The organism is Flagellimonas alvinocaridis (genome assembly GCF_965248585.1).
Lineage (GTDB): Bacteria > Bacteroidota > Bacteroidia > Flavobacteriales > Flavobacteriaceae > Flagellimonas > Flagellimonas alvinocaridis.
Genome location: NZ_OZ252111.1, coordinates 2,213,097 through 2,230,960 on the forward strand (window position 1 = coordinate 2,213,097; position 17,864 = coordinate 2,230,960).

Consider the following 17,864-nt stretch of genomic DNA (forward strand, 5'->3'; position numbering starts at 1 on the left):
CTTTAAGTTTTGGGAATATAATTCGATTGACCCTTCCACACACCAAATTCAGTTATGGGTTTAAACCTTAAAGTTGTGAATTCAAAGTGAAAGTCTTTTCGTTCTCTTTCTTTCATTGCAAGCTCATGTCTTTTTGGTTTTTCAATAGTACTATGTCCATGTACCATATCGGTCATATGTTTTTCAGTCTTCCAAATTGAAAAAGTAGAGACTGTATTAGGAAACTTCACAGAAGCCAACGCAAGGGTTGTTCCTGGATGGTCTCGTACCAGTTTTTCCACGGGTCTTCCCCAATGAATAAATCGCGGTACAGCAAAAGGCTTCATTCTTGCTATGGTCACAGCAACCACAGTAGAATCTGGATTATCTAATCTGTCTTCATGCTGTGGGACCTTGAATCCACTGAATTTCCCCCATTGCCTTATAAAAGACAAGCGAACATGCCAGCCTTTTGCCAAGGTTTTTCCAAAATTGGTTTGTTCCAAATAATTTTGAAGTGCGATTTCATTTTCCCATTGTGCAAAAACCGCTACCTGTCCTATTAGAACTCTGGAGGTGGAAATAATTGGAGAACCTAAGGTCATCACTGTCATATATTCGGAGTGAATCAGTCCTTTAGTGTTTTTGCAAATAGGACTGGAGAATATTCCTCTTATCGCTTTAAAAAAGGGAATCTCGACCAAATGATAAGAGAATATGCTCACTTTTATTGGTTGGGTTTGGTCAGATGGATTTTACTGTCCAAAGGCTTACCCATAGGTTTTGTTTGTTTAATCATTTTCAAAAAATCCTGTATGTCCTTTGTCCACTTGTCTTGATATTTTGACAAATAGTTTTCATGCCCCGCTTCCGGATAAATTATCAGGCTTTTGGCTCCTGAAAGGTTTTTATAAATCCCATCAATTTCTCTTCTGCTCACTTTCTCGTCTTTTGCTCCGTAGAGCAATAGTGTTGGGCAATTAATTTTATTAGCATATTCAGTTGGACTGTGTCCAAATGCCCAAAAACCATTTTGCACGCCGCCCCAAAAAACCAAAAGTCCCGCCATTGGAAAAGTCGGAGCATTCATTGCTTTGAATCTTGTGCAAACCGTCTGGTACATTGAGCCAAATGGACATTCAATGATTATCCCTTTAGTTTGGAGCTGATAGTCATAAATGGACTTCATAATTGCAACGGCCCCCATTGAAGTTCCAAATAGATAAATGTTTTTCTCCCCTTTTTCCGTCAAAAAATCAAAACACGTTTTTACCTGTTCCGCTTCTAAGAATCCGATTGTAGTTTGGTTCCCCTCGGAGCCACCCGAGCCCATAAAATCGACAAGAAAGGTATTATAGCCGAGTTTAAGGAATATGTCAGATTTGTCCAGCATTGAAGATTTTTTACCACCGAAACCATGAAAAAGAATTACTGTTCCCTTGGGATTATCTGTCTTTATGCTCCAGCCTTCTATTTCTCTGTTGCTCTTGAGTTTGATTGTCTCATAGTCCATTGTTGGCCCCACGATGTTTTTAGGTCTTGGATTGGAAACACCAAAAACCAATGTCCTTATTTTTTGCCCTGCTGTTAATTTTTCAGGGGCTTTTGTCTTTTCAATTTTACTGTCCGTAAAGTGGGTAAACTTGTATGAGTGGAATAGGGCAACAGCATTCATCAACGCGAAAATTGTCAAAAAAGTCCAAAGACCATATTTGATCCATTTTCGTTTATCAATCAAGTCATTCTTTGGTTTGATTATTGTCTTTTTGGTTATCACTAATTTGTTTACATCGTTTATTTGAACTTTAAAAAATTAATTATCCAAAGTGTTGACAACTATAGTATTGATATTAAACATAGTTTGATAATAAACACCAAGAACAATTGCTAACCTATTTTCAAATATTTTTAAGTCATATTCACTTGTTCTGTACAATTGTTTTTTAGCAAGCTTTGGACTTAACCGATATTTTGAGTTTACTCTTAAAAAACTATTTGTCCCAAGCATCCAATCGATTTTATTCGCAAGGCAAATTGAAAAATCAGGGTTTAATTTGACTCGAATTGGATTCATTGAGTCAACATTGTACAATTTTTTCTCCAAATCCAAATCCTTATCTGAGCGATTGGACTCTGCCCATATATTCAAATTCCTAATCTTTAATTTCAATGAATCTATGAAAAAGTTCATAGGTAATTCATTATTTGCCCAATCGGAGATGAATTCAAAATAAGCTGCTTCTTTAGAAATCTCAGGATATTGTTCCTCAACTTTAAATTCAAACAATTCTACCGCCTTTTCTAAAGTTTTCATTTGTTCCTTTTCAACACATTCTTTTGAAGTTGTATTGGTTAAGGTGGAATCAAAGCCTGTTTTACAGGCACAAAGTCCAAAGAATAATATTAAAATTAGCTTTTTCAACAATTTGTTCTTCGGTTGTAATGCATTATATATACGTTGTTGGTCATCGTTTATTTGAACTTTGTTTTGCCTCCACTAGTTGTTGTGTACAGGTTTTAAGGTTTTGTATATGTTGGCTCCAAACACAAAAATTGAAACTGTACTGACTATTAAAATTGATGGTCCAAATCGGTCATTCACAATTCCTATAACTACTGTGCCAATGAAAATGATAAAATGAGCGATGGATAAATTCAAGTTGGTTTTTTTTCTAATAAAGCGGCAATTCCATAACCTATTATAAAAATCAACCAAGAGCCAAAAACAATGTACAATGTTATTATCCACATATTAGAATAGTCATATGACCAACCAACTGTTTTATTCAATTCACGTATTTCGTTTTCACTAAAATAATTTCCGATTAAACAGGATATGATAAATATCCAGAACATTCCTTTTTCAAAAATCCATTTACAACTCATCGTTTATTTGAACTATTCTGCTTTTAATACAAAATTCTTTTTCATTTGTGTTTAGCGGAAATTGAAGCGGTCATCCTTTAATTGAACTTTTAATCATTTTTCTTTAACTCCTTTCAATTTTTTTAGAAGTGCCCATCCATATAAGGGGTAATGTTGTCCTTAGAAAAAGAAAAACAATTATTTAATCGAATATATAAATATAAATATCGAAACACCCTACATTAAATGTTGAATTTTAAGTTCCTTTTCTATATTTGAAAAATGAAGAAAACTCTCCTCTTACTTTCTGCCTTATCAGTTAGTTATTTCAATTTAGCACAGGAAAAAATACCATTTGTTGACTTTGATTCGATTATTAGTCAGGTTGCCGAAGAGCAACAAAAAGGACAATATGATAAAGCCCTTGAGTTGTTAGACCAAATAATCCCGAATGATTCCACATATTTGTCCAGTATTGTCACCAAGTCATATTTTAACATTTTGCTTAAAAAGTATGATGAGGTGATTCGGTTGACTGACCTTGGTCTTCAAGAAGATTGCAAAGATTTATGCAGCTCATACATCATCAACAAAGTAGTGGCATTACTTGGTAAAGAGAAATACCATGAGGCTTTAACCCTGTGTGATGAAGGGCTCCAAAAATTTCCCATGAACAAAACCCTTTGGTTCAATAAGGGGTTGAGTTTTGAAAGCTTAGGCCAGATAGAAGATGCTGTCAAAATGTATCAAAAGGTCATCCTTCTAGATCCGCTATATAAAAAAGTGTATTTGCAGTTGGGAAATATATGTTACAAGCAGGAGTTAATGAGTCAAGCTTTAATGTGTTTTGATATGTACTTGTTGCTTGAACCAGATGCCGAGAACGCATTTGCTACTCTAAAATCCCTTAATGATGTTGTAAGGTCCAAAAATGAAAACTCCAGAAACCCTAATTTGAATATTTCCATTGACGACAACAGCTTTGAAGAGATAGATCTGATTCTTAACAACAGGGTGGCTATGAATGAGAAATATGAAACTGGCAATGAAATTGACATTGCATTAACCAGACAGAATCATGCTCTTTTGGAATCCTTGAAGAACTTTAAGGGTAATGGTGGGTTTTGGGATAAAAAGTTTGTTCCATTTTATCAATGGATTGTAAACAATGAGTATTTCGATGTTTTTAGCTATACGCTTTCATACTCTATCGAAAATGAATCTTTCAAAAAAATAGTAGAAAAAAAGACAGATGAGATTTCTGAATTTTATGGCATAGCCAAACAAAAATGGGCAGATATTGTCCAAAAGAACATCGAAAAGTGGTATGGAAAAACAGAAACCATTACCTATTACTATGAAAATGGAAAATTGGGAGCTATTGGTAAAATGGAAGATAATACTCCCTCTGGAAAATGGAATTTTTATAACGATCAAGGCAGACTAACAGTTACAGGCAATTTTAATTCATCAGGAAATAGAGAGGGAGATTGGGCGTGGTACAATTATAATGGACAAAAAAGCGAGACTGGAAATTACATTGATGGAAATTCAAATGGATTGAATCACCAATATTATGAGAATGGTAATGAAAAAATCATTTCTTCTTATAAAGAGGGTAAGCTTGATGGTGAGTACAGATATTTCACAGAAAAGGGTGCCCTACAACAGAAAAAGTATTTTAAGAATGGTTTGTTGGCTGGGACTTATCAATCTTTCTATGATGTTGGTGAAGAGTTGTTAGAGTCAAAAGTAGCATATATTGAGGGTAACGCCCAAGGTACTTATTTTGAATATTACCCAACAGGTACGGTAAAGTCTGAAATAAATTTTGTGAATGGTGAGAACAATGGCCCCGAACACAGTTACTACCTTAACGGAAAGCTTTCAATGGATGCAAATAGCAAGGATGGTTATTGGAATGGCCCTTATAAAACTTACCATCCTAATGGTAATGCCAAAGAGGTGGGGCAAACCAATTCCGGTTATTATGTTGGTCACTGGCAAACCTTTTACAGTAATGGAACACTTGAAAGTGATTTCTATTATGATGATGAGGGGAAAACTACAGGTGAATACAAGTACTATGATAAAGATGGAAAAATCCATTACGAATACGAATACCGAAAAGGAGAAGTAATCGCATATAAGTTTTATGACAAAAAAGGTGCTGTCATAGAAGAAAACCGAAAGAAAGGGGGTGAATTTTACTATAAAGGACATTCTCCATATGGGAAAATAACTTCCGAAGGCTTATATGACATTAAAGGGGGTAAAATTGGTATGTGGAAATATTATTCATCTCATGGGGTGATTACTGGTGAAGGAAATTATAAAGACAATAAACTGAGTGGTGAGTATAAAGAGTATTATGGCAATGGTAAACTTCATTCTGTTTCTCCCTATAACAATGATACGCTAAATGGATACTATATAGATTATCATCTTAATGGCAAGATGAAGACACAAGGGTGGTACAAGAACAATCTACATCATGGTGAGTGGAGAACGTATTCTCCTGCTGGTATAGTAACGACAATCAACTTCTTTCACAAAGGAATGCTACATGGAGAACAACAGTTTTTTTCTGGAGAAGGAATTAAGAAGACCTCTAGCATATATGATTTTGGAGAGAATGTAAAAGACATTGCATATGATAAACAAGGTAAAGTTGTTTATGAAATCGATCATCAAGGACATGACGGAAAATATGAAATGATAGTTTACCATTATAACAAAAAGCCAAGTGTTAAATTCACTTATGTAAATGGGGTAAAACATGGTCCATGTACCCTCTTTGATTTTTACGGAAGAAAAAAGACCACAGGTGAATATTTAAATGGAGAAATGCATGGTAAGTGGATATGGTTTCATGATAATGGCAACGTTGAAACAGAAGCAAATTATGTGAATGGTGAGTTGGAGGGAGATTACGTATTTTACCATGAAGATGCAAGTATCGATCTTAAATACAATTACTTGTTAGGCAAACGGGAAGGCGAAGTCAACTCCTATTATGAGAATGGAAATATTTATACAAAGGTTAAGTATTTAAATGATGAATACCATGGAAGAAGAGAAGCGTATGGCCCAGATGGGAACCTGCAAATCGTTAGGTTTTATGAATATGGCCGCATGATTGGATATAGTTATTTGGATGAAAATTCAAAAGAACTACCAATGATTTCAATTGAAAATGAAACGGCAAAAATTGTCACCTATTATGACAATGGCAAGGTTTCTAGGGAAATGGAATACAAGAATGGACTGTTGATTAATGAGTTTAAGGAATATTATTATTCGGGCCAATTATTAGAAGAGGGATTTTACATTGATGGAGAGTTTGATGGGAAGAGATTGGAGTATTTTTCAAATGGAAATGTAAAAGAAGAAGAGATTTATCAGTTAGGGAAAAGGGATGGAATTGCCAAAGAATATTATTCTAACGGTAATCTAAGAAAAGAAGTGAACTACTTGTACGACATTAAGGAAGGAGTTTCCAAATCATATAATGAAGATGGTAAATTGCAAAAAGAAGAATTATATTTTGATGACAGTATCATATCATCTAAGACCCTGTAGGGAATTTTTAGTCGCTTTATGCGCTTTCTTTTTTGTGTTTAGTTCATACTCTCAAATTACTTCTGAGTATAAAAGATATAAGGAACTATACCCAAATTCGCATTCAATAAGATTGAGCCAGGAATCGACATTGACGATTGGCCTTGATGATGGTAGATTTAAGATAACTCAAGACTTTTCTGAGGAAGACATCTACTTGGACGATGGGGCAAAAAATAATGCCAAACAATCTTTGAGTTTTTCGACCTTTTATGATTTAGAGAGTATAGAAGCATCTTCTTACGCTATCGAAGGAGATCAGTATCAAGAATTCAGTGTTTCTGACTTCAAAGAAAAGGATGATTTGGACAATGCATTCTACGATGACTTAAAATCCATAAATTTTATTTTTCCTCGGTTAGGTACAGGAACCAAAACCAAGCTAAAGTATAAGCAAACCATAAAGAACCCAAGGTTTTTGAATGCCCACTATTTTGGGAACTTTTACCCTATCAAGAATAATAAGTTTACGATTATTGTGGATAAGGATATAAACCTTCGTTTTAAGGAATTCAACACGGATAGTATTCCCATTAAGTTTTCAAAGAGTCAAACTAGGAAAAGTAATATCTATACTTGGGAGTCGAGGGATATGGATGAATTTAAGTATGAGAGCCGTTCGCCAACTTATAAAAGCATATTGCCTCATATAATCCCAATAATTTCTTCCTATAAATACAATGGTGAAACAATTGATGTCGGGAACGATGTTTCTAACCTTTATAGCTGGTACTACTCCTTAACTAAAAATATCAATAAAGAAAAAACTTCAGATGAGTTGGTTCAAATTGTAAATGACTTAACCAAAAACAAAAAGAATGAACTGGAAAAAGTCAAGGCAATCTACTATTGGGTCCAAGAAAACATTAAGTATATAGCTTTTGAATATGCTTTAGGAGGGTTCGTGCCAAGAGAAGCAAATGAAGTTTTCAATAAAAAGTATGGGGATTGCAAGGACAATACAAGCCTACTATTTAAAATGTTGGAGATTGCGGGTATTAAAGGAAATTTAGCTTGGATAGGCACAAGGAGTATTCCCTATAGCTATTCGGATGTTCCTACTCCATCTGTTGACAACCACATGATTTTGCACTACGAAAACCAAGGCAAATCATATTATTTAGATGCAACTGGGAGATATAATCCTTTAGAGGTTCCTACTTCATTTATTCAGGGAAAAGAAGCACTTGTTTCTATTGGAAGGGATTCATTTATGCTTAAAAAAGTGCCTGTTATTAAATCGCAAAAAAGTGTATATAAAGATTTTGCCACTATAAAATTAAATGGAAATGATTTAACAGGAACTTCCAACGCAGCATTAACAGGGTATACCAAAATAAACTTTTTCTATGATCTCGAAAAACAAGATTCAAACGATAAAATAAGAGACTATTACAAGTGGTTTTTTGAAAAAGGAAACAATAGTTTTTTGATAACCGAATTCGCAGAAACAAATAGATTTGATTATGACAAAGATTTTATAGTTGATTATGGCTTCAATGTGTCCAACTATGCCAAGACAATAGGCAATGAAATCTATATAAATCTAAACCTTAACAGAGACATAGCATTATTGAAAACAGATGATGATAGAGAAATGCCCTTGGAACATAAATACTTGGATTCATTCGAGTTTCAAAACACTTTTATTATTCCTGAAGGATACAAAGTAGACTATCTACCTGAGAATATCGATATTTCAAACGAATACATAAGCAGCAGCATTAGATATGAATTGGTGGACAGCCAAATAATTTATAAACACCATATAGACCACAATAGCTTAATACTTGACATCAATACTCAAAAGAAGGTCAACGACCTTATAAAGAAGATTGAACAGGGATATAAAGAAGTTGTGGTATTGAAGAAAATATAATTGACAATGAGCATTTTAAATAAAAAACTACCCATATTAATCATTCTCCTCTTACCAGCTTTGGTAACTTATTCTCAGAACACTCTTTATGTGTCCAATTATGATTGGGATAGCAACCCGGGTTATTCCATAGGTACTTCGAATGAGAAGCCAATGATGGCATTAAAAGAAAAATATGTTGTTGAATTTGCCTATTCTGAAGATGGTGCCCTTGAGGAGTATTATTTGGAACATAAAGCTTTATGGCTAAATAGCAACGAACGAATAGATGCATATAACAAGATATATCTGCCATATTCCAATACATCCGAATTGCTTAAAAGCAAGGCCCGAGTAATTACAAAAGGAGGAAAGATAATTGAGCTTGATGATTCAAAAATATTGAGCGCTCAAGATGAAGAGACAGGTAAGCATTATAAGTATTTTGCCTTTGAAGGTATTGAAAAAGAGAGTATTATAGAATATTTTTATGTGGAAAAAAAGCAGCCAAGTTTTAGAGGGATAGCTTTTCGATTGCAGACTGAATATGACAAAAGAGATATAGGTTTTGATTTGTTCTCCCCTTCCAACTTGATATTTGCATTTAAATCCTATAATAGTTTGCCGGAGGTCACTAAGGACACTTTAGTGAAAGATCGATTGCATTGGAAACTAGATATTGAAGCCATAGATGGTCTTGATAACGAAACACAGTCTCCTTACGATGCATCAAGGGCCTATTTAGTCTATAAATTGGATAGGAACACCGCCAAAAATCTGAGTGATATTTCCTCGTACGGAGATGTGTCACAAAACATATATAATTATTATTACAATGAACCCACAAAGAAGGCAACATCATTAATCGAAAGTTTTATTGCACAGACAATACAAAAAGAAGATGAAAGCGTAGAGGCAAAAATTAGAAGGCTAGATAACACCATAAAAGCTGATTTCTATTTGTCAAAGGGAGGGGATGATGCGCTAAAGGATTTGGAAGAGGTTTTATCTAAAAAAGTTGCTAATAACAGTGGTATGATGAGGCTATATATTGCTCTTCTTAACCATTTGGGGATTGATCATGAAATAGTAATCACGAGCAACAGAGGGAACTTAAAATTTGACAAGGAATTTGAGGCTCACAATTTTCTAAATGACTACCTTATTTATTTCCCAAAGTTCAAAACATATTTGTCGGCAACGGAAACAAACTCAAGATATGGGTATCCGCCAGCATGGTTAACCGACAATTATGGCCTATTTATAAAGGAGGTCAGTGTTGGAAGTTTTAAGTCAGGAGTTGGCAAAATAAAGTATATACACCCGTTGAGCGCAGATAAAACCATTGATGAAATGGTTCTTGACGTTCAGTTTGACCTTGATGACCTTACTTCTAATTCCATTGCTTTGGATCGTTCTTTTACCGGGTATTATGGCCTTCCAATGCATCCGTATATGAATCTGGTCAAAGAGGATGATAGAACAAATATCATTGAAAGTTTAGCCAAATTCATGAATGAGAACGTAACAGTAGAAGAGTCTACCATAGTGAACGAAGACCCTAACCTTTTCGGTGTAGAGCCCATTCATTTTGTAATAGAGGCCAAGTCAAACGCGTTTGTTGAAAAAGCTGGGAGAAAGTATCTGTTCAAGATAGGCGAGCTCATTGGTCCGCAAATTGAAATGTATCAAGAAAAAGAACGAAAACTGCCCTTGGAAAACGAACATACCAGAAGCTATATCCGGACTATAAATGTAAATGTTCCTAAAGGATATAAGGTGGCCAATTTGGATGAATTGGTCATGGAAAATGTCTATAAAAAAAATGGAGAAAGCCTTTTTTCCTTCATTTCATCCTACAAAGTTAATGGCAATACCATAACTGTAAAAGCGGATGAATATTATAAGACCAATATTGTTCCTCCATCAATATTTGAAGAATATAGAAAAGTGATTAATAGCGCGGCAGACTTCAACAAAATTACATTGGTATTAGAGCCAACTAATTAATTTATCCATACAACAACGGATTCGCTATAGTTTATCGTTTTTTTGAACTTTAAAGATTATGAATTTAATCTATTGTTGAGGAATTCCATGAAAACTCTTAATAATCTATTCTCCTCACTTCTAATAAAATTCAGTAATCCAATAATTAGAATTGGAAACAATAACAAGGCAATCAAGAAAACAGGGAATTCTACTCTCAGGAAACTTTGAAATATTAAAACCAAGACAGGTAGAACTATCATAAGCACCAGAAGAAAAGACTTCTTTTCGGTTTCCAACTTGATTTCTGTTTTTGAATCCTCCATCTCAGCCAAACTCCCGTAAAAAATAATATCACTTTTGGTATTTGGATAGTTCGTGTCAAATGCCAAATTAGTTCCAAATGAAAAATTTAAACTTATCACGAAGCTGTTTTCAGACAGCCATTTGAAATGAAACTTTTTGTGGCCGTCATTCAATAGTTCTTTCAAATCCACTAAACTTATTTTCACTCCAAGGCTTTCCGTTTGGTTATTGAATAATGACTGAAATCTCATCGTTTATTTGAACTTTAAAACAGCTCTGAAAAGTTTTTCCAATCTGCATTGTAAATTACGAATAGCAAGATGATAATAAGTATTGGAAGACCAATAAGAGATATTTAATCGTTAAATTTGGTATAATCACTGGTCTCAGTATCTTTTTTTGCTCTTAGCGTGATTATGATTCGTGCAATCAATATCAAAACCGTAATTATTAAAAAAGGAATTGATTCTGAGGGCCAATTATACAAGTATCCCATTATCGTTTATTTGAACTTTGATGCTTAATTTTATAATTAAAGCCTAGACATATAATCTCTCATATACCTATTGCCTCCATCAATTATTTCCTGAACTCTATCTTTAGTGATTTTGACTTCATTTACGGCTTTTCCATTCCGAATGAAGAGTTTAATCTTTTCAGCATCAAACTCTTCAGTAGTTACCCAAGTTTCAATATAAACCAAGGACCCTTTCTTGTAATAATAGCTGTCAGTATAAACTGGATTATCCCCGCCAGAAATTTTCACTTGGATTAATTCTCTGGTTTCTGGGTAAATAAATTCGGTTATGTTTTGCTTTGCCTTACCCGAAATATAATCACCATACCTCAGTTCTATTGTTACTGTTTGTGACTTTAATTCTCTATCAATACTCCTAAAATATATGTAATCTGATATTTCTCTAATTTGATCCTTAGGGTAAAGTTTCGATGTCTTAACTTTTCTAAAAACCGCTCCTTTTTTAAGTTTCCCTTTCTTTTCATAATAATAGACAAGCTTGGTTCCATTTAGCCTGAAATGATTTGTGAAAATCGAATCTCCACCTATCTCTTTGAAATGTAAATACTCGCCCTTCTTGGTGAACTTACCTGTTGAAATTTTTGGAATGAAATTCCGACATTGATCCCTTTCTCTCTTACTCCTTATTTTATAATAACTCAGAATAAAAGTTGAGTCAGAATAAATGATCATCTCATTTATCGAATACTTATTCTTCTTTTCAAATGTTCTACCTTTTGAAATAAATGTAGTCCCAATTGATTGCGCTTGGCAGCCAAATGAAGCCAAAATCAATATTATCATAATTTGAAATCTCAGGACTTTATTAAGTTTTGTCAATCGTTTAATTGAACTTTTAGGTAAGTATCCCAATTAATTATCACTTCAAAATACTTCATTTCATATTTAAAATTGCTTCCGACATTTAGAATTTTGCCCTCATATTCCAATGACTCATAAGGATGCATTTTGGTAATCTTAATATCTAGGGTTAGCTTTCTTCTATGTTTATTAATAATCTCTCCAATAATTACATAGTCATAATCTTCTTCCTTACAATTCTTACAATGAGAATAATAAGTATTTATTCTTTTTTTCGATTTATCTAATCCAAATGGGATTTTTACAATGTCACCTTTATTTAAACCTTTAAAGTCATTTTTATTCACTCTTCTGAATTCCATTAATTCTCTACTTATCCTATCCAAAACAGGTTTGTCAGGTTCAAATTCCCTTTCAAAACAGGGGGATTCTGTTATGAAAAGTTCATTTTGAAAAGCTTTTGAATGTAACTCTGGTAGTCGGTCAAACTTCTTTTTTCGAAGTCGGTCAATTTTATTAGATGACATAAAATCATAAGTACCATCCATTAATAATATTATTTCCAAATTTTCACAACCTTTTGAGATTGATATTTTTGACCACTCCATACCGAGATCTGCAATGATTAGGGTATCGGAATCTTCTGGTAAATTTATCTTGAAATAACCATCCCAGTCAGATGTTCCCAACAGGGTAGTGTCTCTATCGAAAATCTTGGCTCCTGGCAGTATTTCAAAATATTCTGTAATAACTCTTCCATGAAGATTTTTCTGTCCCATGGATAAGTGAAAACAAAGGAGGGTAAATGAAAAAAGTAAATAATGAAATCTAAAGACCATTAATTTTTAATTTACACCACCACAATCGTTTATTTGAACTTTTAATAATCAAAACTTTTCAAATTTCATTTATTAATTCAAAAACAACAGGGGAATATCAAACTCTTCTTCCTTTACACCTTTGTTAATTTCAAGACCTTTAATCTGAATAAATATCCTTCCGCTTTTCTCAAGTTTCCCAATAGTGAACTTATAGTTCTTTGCAACCAAACTCTGGACATCCTTCAACATTTCACTATTCAGTCCTTCTGGAAACTCATATGCCCAATTATGACCATCCCATCTACTTTTAAATCCGTTTTGATCATTGTCAACATTGACGGCACCTGAATATGATAATTTGACTTCACCAATTTCAATTTCATTTTTAACGGAATGAATTTTAACAATGTTCAGAATTTGCAACTTTCCTGTGCTATTGAATGAAATTGTTGAATCCGTTTTGAATATTTCCACATTTTCCCTTCCAGAGGAAGCAATCTCAATATTTTTACTCAGGTTTTGAAGTTCGTTAAACTCGTCTTCCGTTATACCAAGATTTGGATGATATTGAATAGGCTCTCCCGGCGTTGTATTTGCCATGTATTCAACGAACCATTCATAATTGTCCCGAACACCTTGTTGAAACTTTGAAGCCAATTCTTGCTGTCTTGGACTTTGAACAATTTTGTTCATTACATCAACCATCGTTTTTCCATCTATTAACCAGTTGTAAATATCGGTTTGCGCCTGCTCGGTTTTTTGTGATTGGGAATAACAATGGTTCAACAGAAAACAAACAGTAATAAACATTATAGATTTCTTCATCGTTTATTTGAACTTTACTGTTTTCTTACCCATCTAAGCCCGCTGTATTTCTCACTTAAAAGTAAGTTCTCTCGACTGTGAAAAAATACCCGAAAAAAGTAAACCAAGATTAATAAGATAAACCTATCTGGTATTATCAATAAGGCATATTTTAAAAATGCTTTATCCAAATGACAGTTTCTTCTATTTGGCAAGGAGACTTTAAATAGTTTCATGCCCAAGCTACAATTAAAAAGAAATTCCATCATTGTGAAAAACACAAAATATATCAATAACCTGAAAAGCCAAGGATAATCAATACCCAAGCCAAGTTGAGCTTTAAACAAGTATTCTATTGTCAAAAAGAGAAGGCTGAAAACTAGATAATCCGTGAAAAGAATAGCAAGCTTTAACTTATTTGATAGTTCATGGGGATTATTATCCATTACTATTGGTTGAATCGTTTTTTTGAACTTTATTTAATCCTAAGGTTTCCAAATTTAGGTGACAGTAATTTTTTCCAACTTCTCGGATACTCCGTTTCAAGAGTACTATCATAATATTTAATTCGTCTATTACTTTTGATAATAAATACTTCGGGCTTTTTAGCTGGATTATCTTTCTGTTTCAATATCAACGTGTCTCCAATTATTGAATACATCCCAAAAGTCTTCACAACTCTCCATGGTAGACTTTTCTTATATAATTTCCTGGTCAGATATGATTCATTGATGTCTACATAAGTACTATCCCTTTGCAGAATTAAAACACTTCTTTGAAACAAAGCTCCTGCTGTACCATAACTCCATCCCTTTATAGAATAGCCAAGACTAAACGAATCTTGAGAAAAGATTTCAATTGAGACAAGAAAAAAAAGAGTTGACATAAAGAAATACTTCATCGAGAGAATTATCGTTTATCAATACTTTTTAGTTAAATAACTCTTCCAATTTTGCATTCAGTCTTTCCCCTCGGATATCACGTTCTATTATGATACCATTTTGGTCTATTAAGAAATTGTCTGGAATATGATTAATCCCATAAATTAAAGAAGCTGTGTTGTTATGGCCTTTTAAATCACTGACTTGAATCCAAGGCAATTGATCGTCTTTAATTGCCTTCAGCCAACTTTCTCTTTTTGTGTCCTGTGACACAGCAAAAATCTCGAATCCGTTAGGTTGGTGTTTTTCATAGGTTTTAACCAAGTTTGGATTTTCCTTCCTGCATGGAAGGCAACCTGAACCCCAAAATTCCAACAGGACCAATCTGCCCTTAATATCGGATAGTCTTCTTATTTCACCATTGGGATCCTCCATTTCAAAATCCACATAACTTTCCCCTATTTCTGGGTTCTTGTTTAGCTTTATATAATTGGCTATTTTCTTTCCGTACTCCGTTTCCTTGATTTCGATTGAAAGATTGTCATAAAGTTCTTTGGTCTTTTCTCTTCCCCAGGTTGTTAAATATACCGAGAGAACGTAGGCACTATGAATACTATTTGGATGCTGCTCTACAAATTGTTGCTCTTTTCTTATCCTTTCATCCCTGGGAAGCGTATCAGTTTCCTTGTTCAGTTTGTAGCTCAAGTTCTCTTCAACGGAACCTGTGACAAGTGCATTTCTGAAATCGGAATTGGTGGCATCAAAGGTCATGGAGCTGTTTTCTAACCACATAAAACGATAATGGGAAAAATTCTTTGTTCTCAAAACCACTTGCAAAGGTGATTTTGGCAATTTGGTTTTGAAATGGAAGGAATTGTTTTCTACAATCGCTGAATCGATAAAGGTTTCAGTACCAGTGTCATCAAAGTATAGGACAGTTCCATTTTCAATGCCGTTGGTAATACCGCTTAATTGAAATGTTTCTCTTGATTTTGTACTGCAAGCGATAATTAAAAATGGAACTAACCCTAAAATTAATTTTTTCATAAGGCAATATGCTTAATGGTATGGTGCTAATGGACCATTAAAATACATATTATTCTTACAACTAAATAATCAGCGTCCTTTGCTGGGTGCCAACCCTTGCATATCCAAACTTCATCTTAGGGGCAATAAAGGGTATATAAGGTAAACTATTCAAATGTACCGATAAAGTAAACTCCTTATAATCAATAAACTTGTATTAGGGTGAAAGTTCAATAAAAGTTGGTTAAAAACTGCTCAATCAATCATTAAGGGATTGCCGATATAGATAATCTGCTATTTGGAAAATTGCGAAGTTTTTTTCTCCTATCGAACCTCTATTCATTGAATTTTTGGTGAGTATGTCAATTTTTTCTGCTAGAACCATAGAACTGTTTTTTAACAAAATTCCATCATATTCAATCTGCCATGGAGCATTAAGATAATTTGGTGTGAACTCAGAGTTCATTAGCTTTAATATTTTTCCATCTTGAAATGTAATTTCTATTTTTTTCCAATTTGTTGTTGTACTCCAAATAGTGGAGCCTCTTTGGAATACTTTGTCCACAATTGAATCCGGAAGCGTATAAAACCTATTTGCCACATCCTTGTAAAAATCAAAATCAGTATTTTCCCCAGGAAATGAATAGGCATTCATATAGCCAAGTCGATCAATACCTTTTTTATTGATTCTTTCCTCAGTTTTGGATACAAATCCTATAAAGTCATCCAAGTCTTTTTTGGTAATCTTTAAATCGGAGATTTTATTGGTATAGAAACGGGATTCGTCAACTGTTTCAATAAGTTTATTTATTTCTTGGGATGATATTTCTCTTGGAATGTTGGAAAAAATCTTGCCTCCAGGGTTTTTGACAATGAATTCATTGTTTTTCCGTCTATATTCAATGGTTTCACTGTTGTTATGGAAACAACCATAGCTCCCGATACCGAATGAAACGTATTTAACAGAGTTGGAGGTTAAATCAAACAGTTTTTCCGGTAAAGAATATGGTATGACCGTTTTGTTTGCTATATCCAGGGCAAACCTTTTATCAAGTTCTTGACTTGCCAATACTATTTTACTATCCATTACCACAGCGTTCGCAACATCAAACTCAACCTCCATGTAACGATACCATTGATTCTTCTCCTTGTTAAACTTATATACTGAACTTCCAGTAAAGCCATAAGACTCATTTTCATAAATCATTCTAAGTGAAGGTCTAGGTATTTCGATATCGTCCGTCAATAATTTGGATACTGTAAATTCCTGAGGTCCAATTTTATTAATTTCACTGGATGTAAGAGCAAACAAACAATTGTTTCTAACCGCCACCGCCAAAGGAAAACTGTTTAACTTTTTTTCCGATTCGAAAAGAGTTTGGAAATTGGAGTCCTTCAGTTCAACCTTTAAATCCTTATGGATTAGATAAACGGACTCATTTTCGGAAACTTCAAAATCGACTATTTGCGGAAGTTCCATCCAATTGATGGAATCTTTATGCGTACGGAACACCTTTCCTTGTTGGTTGACAATATAATAATCCCCGAAAACACGAATTTTTCTTATATCGGGTCGATGTTCCTTTGAAAGTCTTTGGTATTTTCCTTGCGATAACGGAGTTTGGATACTTTCCCATGATTCACAATTATCGTTGGTCTTATAAATTTTATTCCAAAAAGAACCGAACAAACCTATACTTTCGTCTTTAGAGAAATGGATTGTCGAAAACCTCAGGACGCTCTTTCTTTTTTCAATTTTCGGGAATTCCCTCCAAGTCCTTCCACTATCCTCAGTGTAGTAAATCAGTTGGGATGATCCACTCATCCATGCCTTGCCATTTTGGTTTATATAGGCGGCATCAATCCAACTGCCATTGCCAAATTTAATTTCTTCCCAAGTTTTACCTTTATTTCCCGACCATAATACAAAATCTGTATCGGATTTATCACCATGAATATATCCAGAAATCATCAGCATGTTCTCTGAAAAAAAATTGATACGTTCAAAAATACCTCCCCCGGTTATGCCTTTTGGCTGTAAGGGTCCAAAATGCCAAATCCCATTTATGCTATCGGTATAATATGTGTTGCCTGGTTTTGTTGCTATCCAAATTCTTTCTGAGGGAGAAACACCTAGTTCGGATACCACTCCCCTTATTTGAAGTTCAGCCAAATAATCTTCTTGTGAAAAGCTCACAATGGATACAAAAAGCAAAAAAAGAGGAAATATCTTCATGGTTCATGTTTTTTGCTAAACTAAGGGCTCAATAATTATTCCAAAATGAGCAATGAGCAAACTATCCGTTTGAGTTAGGCAATGTGCCTAAACTCGTTTTATCTACACATTGGTTGGCCGCTCAAAGTTCAATTAAACG

At 34.0% G+C, this 17,864-nt stretch carries 12 protein-coding genes; 3 read left to right on the plus strand and 9 right to left on the minus strand.

The genetic code is table 11. The features are described 5' to 3' along the window. Positions 1-2 precede the first annotated feature (2 nt). From ACP14V_RS10000 to ACP14V_RS10010, 3 genes are all read right to left on the minus strand, one after another. Entirely contained in the window at positions 3-704 is a 702-nt protein-coding gene (locus tag ACP14V_RS10000) for a hypothetical protein (protein WP_272610397.1), read from the minus strand. A 2-nt stretch (positions 705-706) separates the two neighbouring features. Continuing rightward, on the minus strand, positions 707-1,717 hold the full coding sequence (locus tag ACP14V_RS10005) for an alpha/beta hydrolase (protein WP_272610398.1): 1,011 nt from the start codon (positions 1,715-1,717) through the stop codon (positions 707-709). Positions 1,718-1,792: 75 nt separating this feature from the next. After that, a complete protein-coding gene (locus ACP14V_RS10010; protein ID WP_272610399.1) occupies positions 1,793-2,401 on the minus strand; it encodes a hypothetical protein in 609 nt (202 codons plus the stop codon). 725 nt (positions 2,402-3,126) lie between these two features. Between ACP14V_RS10010 and ACP14V_RS10015 the strand changes: the two genes are divergently transcribed. The 3 genes from ACP14V_RS10015 to ACP14V_RS10025 all read left to right on the plus strand — a co-directional run bounded on the left by ACP14V_RS10015 (position 3,127) and on the right by ACP14V_RS10025 (position 10,333). Next, positions 3,127-6,426 carry a hypothetical protein gene (locus tag ACP14V_RS10015; protein WP_272610400.1) on the plus strand — a complete coding sequence of 1,100 codons (3,300 nt, stop codon included), beginning with the start codon at positions 3,127-3,129 and terminating at the stop codon, positions 6,424-6,426. A 130-nt stretch (positions 6,427-6,556) separates the two neighbouring features. Then, positions 6,557-8,344, plus strand: a complete 1,788-nt coding sequence (locus ACP14V_RS10020; RefSeq protein ID WP_272610401.1) for a DUF3857 domain-containing protein — start codon at positions 6,557-6,559, stop codon at positions 8,342-8,344. Between the two features lie 6 nt (positions 8,345-8,350). After that, entirely contained in the window at positions 8,351-10,333 is a 1,983-nt protein-coding gene (locus ACP14V_RS10025; RefSeq protein WP_272610402.1) for a DUF3857 domain-containing protein, read from the plus strand. Between the two features lie 56 nt (positions 10,334-10,389). Here ACP14V_RS10025 and ACP14V_RS10030 read toward each other — a convergent pair whose 3' ends face one another. The 6 genes from ACP14V_RS10030 to ACP14V_RS10055 all read right to left on the minus strand — a co-directional run bounded on the left by ACP14V_RS10030 (position 10,390) and on the right by ACP14V_RS10055 (position 17,725). Continuing rightward, complete coding sequence (locus ACP14V_RS10030) at positions 10,390-10,809, minus strand: hypothetical protein (RefSeq protein WP_272610403.1); 420 nt, start codon at positions 10,807-10,809, stop codon at positions 10,390-10,392. 341 nt (positions 10,810-11,150) lie between these two features. Then, positions 11,151-11,939 (minus strand): hypothetical protein, encoded by a 789-nt coding sequence (locus tag ACP14V_RS10035; RefSeq protein ID WP_272610404.1) that lies wholly within the window; start codon positions 11,937-11,939, stop codon positions 11,151-11,153. 32 nt (positions 11,940-11,971) lie between these two features. Next, positions 11,972-12,736: a hypothetical protein gene (locus ACP14V_RS10040; protein ID WP_272610405.1), complete on the minus strand. Its 765-nt coding sequence runs from the start codon at positions 12,734-12,736 to the stop codon at positions 11,972-11,974. 132 nt (positions 12,737-12,868) lie between these two features. After that, the gene (locus tag ACP14V_RS10045) at positions 12,869-13,471 is read right to left on the minus strand and encodes a hypothetical protein (protein ID WP_272610406.1); all 603 of its coding nucleotides are present in this window, start codon (positions 13,469-13,471) and stop codon (positions 12,869-12,871) included. A gap of 1,040 nt (positions 13,472-14,511) precedes the next feature. Beyond that, positions 14,512-15,510 carry a TlpA disulfide reductase family protein gene (locus ACP14V_RS10050; protein WP_272610407.1) on the minus strand — a complete coding sequence of 333 codons (999 nt, stop codon included), beginning with the start codon at positions 15,508-15,510 and terminating at the stop codon, positions 14,512-14,514. Positions 15,511-15,748: 238 nt separating this feature from the next. Then, complete coding sequence (locus ACP14V_RS10055) at positions 15,749-17,725, minus strand: WD40/YVTN/BNR-like repeat-containing protein (RefSeq protein WP_272610408.1); 1,977 nt, start codon at positions 17,723-17,725, stop codon at positions 15,749-15,751. Positions 17,726-17,864 lie beyond the last annotated feature (139 nt).

What these genes read in the sequence shown, in the direction of transcription:
- ACP14V_RS10015 (WP_272610400.1), top strand. Translation starts at nt 3,127, where the DNA reads ATGAAGAAAACTCTCCTCTTACTTTCTGCCTTATCAGTTAGTTATTTC.
- ACP14V_RS10025 (WP_272610402.1), top strand. Translation starts at nt 8,351, where the DNA reads ATGAGCATTTTAAATAAAAAACTACCCATATTAATCATTCTCCTCTTA.
- ACP14V_RS10035 (WP_272610404.1), bottom strand. Translation starts at nt 11,939, where the DNA reads ATGATAATATTGATTTTGGCTTCATTTGGCTGCCAAGCGCAATCAATT.
- ACP14V_RS10040 (WP_272610405.1), bottom strand. Translation starts at nt 12,736, where the DNA reads ATGGGACAGAAAAATCTTCATGGAAGAGTTATTACAGAATATTTTGAA.
- ACP14V_RS10045 (WP_272610406.1), bottom strand. Translation starts at nt 13,471, where the DNA reads ATGAACAAAATTGTTCAAAGTCCAAGACAGCAAGAATTGGCTTCAAAG.
- ACP14V_RS10050 (WP_272610407.1), bottom strand. Translation starts at nt 15,510, where the DNA reads ATGAAAAAATTAATTTTAGGGTTAGTTCCATTTTTAATTATCGCTTGC.
- ACP14V_RS10055 (WP_272610408.1), bottom strand. Translation starts at nt 17,725, where the DNA reads ATGAAGATATTTCCTCTTTTTTTGCTTTTTGTATCCATTGTGAGCTTT.